At 65.9% G+C, this 2,851-nt stretch carries 4 protein-coding genes and 1 pseudogene; all 5 read left to right on the forward strand.

The window, feature by feature from the left end:
- Positions 1–517: pseudogene (locus J7E68_RS12105) on the forward strand (trigger factor); the annotation flags it as partial.
- 70 nt (positions 518–587) lie between these two features.
- Positions 588–1,097 carry a tetratricopeptide repeat protein gene (locus J7E68_RS12110; RefSeq protein ID WP_311416820.1) on the forward strand — a complete coding sequence of 170 codons (510 nt, stop codon included), beginning with the start codon at positions 588–590 and terminating at the stop codon, positions 1,095–1,097.
- Positions 1,098–1,178: 81 nt separating this feature from the next.
- Positions 1,179–1,775: an ATP-dependent Clp protease proteolytic subunit gene (locus J7E68_RS12115; protein ID WP_053096644.1), complete on the forward strand. Its 597-nt coding sequence runs from the start codon at positions 1,179–1,181 to the stop codon at positions 1,773–1,775.
- A gap of 20 nt (positions 1,776–1,795) precedes the next feature.
- On the forward strand, positions 1,796–2,437 hold the full coding sequence (locus J7E68_RS12120; RefSeq protein ID WP_215172909.1) for an ATP-dependent Clp protease proteolytic subunit: 642 nt from the start codon (positions 1,796–1,798) through the stop codon (positions 2,435–2,437).
- Positions 2,438–2,593: 156 nt separating this feature from the next.
- A partial coding sequence (locus tag J7E68_RS12125) for a sigma factor-like helix-turn-helix DNA-binding protein (RefSeq protein WP_311416821.1) occupies positions 2,594–2,851 on the forward strand: 258 nt, incomplete at its 3' end.

A 2,851-nucleotide genomic window follows, 5' to 3' on the forward strand; every position in this document is an offset into this window, starting at 1 on the left:
GACGAGGTGCACAACCACCTCGAGGGCGAGAACCGCCTCGAGGACGACGTGCACCGCGCCGAGGTGACCGAGGCCAGCGAGAAGCAGTTCCGCACGCAGGTGCTGCTCGACACGATCGCCGAGCAGGCCGACGTGCAGGTCTCGCAGGAGGAGCTCTCGCAGTACCTCATCCAGTCCGCATCGCAGTACGGCATGGCTCCCCAGGAGTTCGTCGAGGCGCTGCAGTCGTCGAACCAGCTTCCCGCGCTCGTCGGTGAGGTCGCCCGCAACAAGGCCCTCGCCATCGCACTCGGCCAGGTCAAGGTCGTCGACACCACCGGCAAGCCCGTCGCACTGTCGGACTTAGTCGTGACNNGACGACGCCGAGGCGGCTGAGAAGCCGGCTGCGAAGAAGCCTGCTGCGAAGAAGGCCACTGCGAAGAAGGCCGACGACGCCGAGGCGGCTGAGAAGCCCGCCGCGAAGAAGCCCGCTGCCAAGAAGGCTCCGGCCAAGAAGGCTGCCGACAAGGCTGAGTGATCGAACACGATCTCGATGAGAGGGGCGGATGCTGCGGCATCCGCCCCTTTCTCGTGAATGGAGCGAGCAGATGACCGAGGAGACCATGAAGACCTGGGATGAGCGCGTCGACGAGGTGTGGGACGACGCGACCGGTGAAGAGGTCGGTGACGACACGATCGCGAGGATCGACGCCCTCGCCGCCGAGCGGGGGAGTGACGATGCGCGCGCCGAGTTCGAACGCGCCGGGGCCCGGGACTCCGCCGGCCGGCCCGCCGAGGCGGTGGACCTGTACAGACGCGCTCTCGCGCTGGGGCTCGACGACGAGCATCGTCCCCAGTGCGTCATCCAGCTCGCGAGCTCGCTGCGCAATCTCGGCGAGTACGACGATGCCCTCGCCGTGATCCGCGCGGAGGAGGAGCTGTCGGGCGACGGCCCCTACCGGGACGCTGTGGCGACGGTGCACGCGCTGATCCTCGCGAGTGCGGGACGCCCGGCGAAGGGCCTCTCGGTCGCGCTTCTCGCACTCGTGCCGCACCTGCCGCGGTACCACCGCTCGATGACCGCGTACGCTCACGAGATCGCGGAACTCGAAGCCTGATATGCCGACGGCGAACACGGCCTGAGCGCCGCGTTGTCGCCGGTAGATTCGAATCACTGAAACACGGAATCAGGAGCTGACATGGCTGCAGAACCCCTCCTCGCTACGAGCGTCTTCGACCGACTGTTGAAAGACCGCATCATCTGGCTGGGATCGGAGGTGCGCGACGACAATGCGAACGAGATCTGCGCGAAGATCCTCCTTCTCGCCGCAGAGGACTCCGAGAAGGACATCTACCTCTACATCAACTCGCCCGGTGGATCGATCACCGCGGGTATGGCGATCTACGACACGATGCAGTTCGTCCCGAACGACATCGTCACGGTCGGGATCGGCATGGCCGCCTCGATGGGTCAGCTGCTGCTGACCGCGGGCACGAAGGGCAAGCGCTACATCACGCCCAACGCCCGGGTGCTGCTGCACCAGCCGCACGGCGGCTTCGGCGGCACGTCGAGCGACATCCAGACGCAGGCGCAGCTGATCACCTCGATGAAGAACCGCCTCGCCGAGATCACCGCGGCGCAGACCGGCAAGTCCGTCGAGCAGATCAACGAAGACGGCGACCGCGATCGCTGGTTCACCGCAGACGAGGCGCTCGAGTACGGCTTCGTCGACCACATCCGCGACTCGGCCACCGACGTCATCGGCGGCGGCGGAACCGACCAGGACATCAAGTAACGGAAAGCGAAAGGACTCTCATGTACGCACCCACCTTCCGCTCTGCCGGCGATCTGCCCTCCAGCCGCTATGTGCTCCCTCAGTTCGAGGAACGCACGGCATACGGCTTCAAGCGCCAGGACCCCTACAACAAGCTGTTCGAAGATCGCGTGATCTTCCTCGGCGTCCAGGTCGACGACGCGTCGGCCGACGACGTGATGGCCCAGCTTCTCGTTCTCGAGAGCCAGGACTCCGAGCGTGACATCACGATGTACATCAACTCACCCGGTGGTTCGTTCACCGCGATGACGGCGATCTACGACACCATGCAGTACGTCGCACCGCAGATCCAGACAGTGGTGCTGGGTCAGGCGGCGTCCGCCGCGTCCGTCCTGCTCGCAGGTGGTCACCCCGGCAAGCGACTCGCCCTGCCCAACGCCCGCGTGCTCATGCACCAGCCGGCGATGGGCGAGGCCGGGCACGGTCAGGCATCCGACATCGAGATCCAGGCGGCGGAGATCCTCCGGATGCGCACCTGGCTCGAAGAGACGATGGCTCGCCACACCGGCAAGCCCGTCGAGCAGGTCAACCGCGACATCGATCGCGACAAGATCCTGTCCGCCGCCGAGGCGCTGGACTACGGCATCGTCGACCAGGTGCTCACCTCGCGAAAGCGCATGTAGTCATCTCGACTCGAGAAAGGACGTCGGCCTCAGGGCCGGCGTCCTTTTTCGTCGTCTCCGACGGATGTGCGTTCTCTGTGCGCAGTTCCGCTCATATGAGCAATGAGATGCGCGAACGGTGCTGCGGTCGTAGACTGAGGGCGAAAGGAGGATGCCGTGGAAGAAGACCTCATCATGGTCCGTGTCGCTGAGCTGTACTACGACGAGGACAAGACGCAGGACGAGATCGGCGCCCTCCTGGGGCTCTCCCGCTGGAAGGTGGGACGCCTTCTCACCCAGGCGCGCGAGCGAGGCATCGTCCGCATCGAGATCGTGCACCCGCGTGCGCGGCGCCTCGGACTGGAGCGCGAGCTCGTCGAACTCCACGGGCTGACGGCCGCGGTCGTGGTGCCCTCTCCCGACGGCGACGATGGC

It is taken from the genome of Microbacterium sp. ISL-103 (assembly GCF_018613995.1).
Lineage (GTDB): Bacteria > Actinomycetota > Actinomycetes > Actinomycetales > Microbacteriaceae > Microbacterium.

Bases quoted from the DNA above. Each gene is read 5' to 3' on its own strand.
- J7E68_RS12110 (WP_311416820.1), top strand. From the start codon at position 588: ATGACCGAGGAGACCATGAAGACCTGGGATGAGCGCGTCGACGAGGTG.
- J7E68_RS12115 (WP_053096644.1), top strand. From the start codon at position 1,179: ATGGCTGCAGAACCCCTCCTCGCTACGAGCGTCTTCGACCGACTGTTG.
- J7E68_RS12120 (WP_215172909.1), top strand. From the start codon at position 1,796: ATGTACGCACCCACCTTCCGCTCTGCCGGCGATCTGCCCTCCAGCCGC.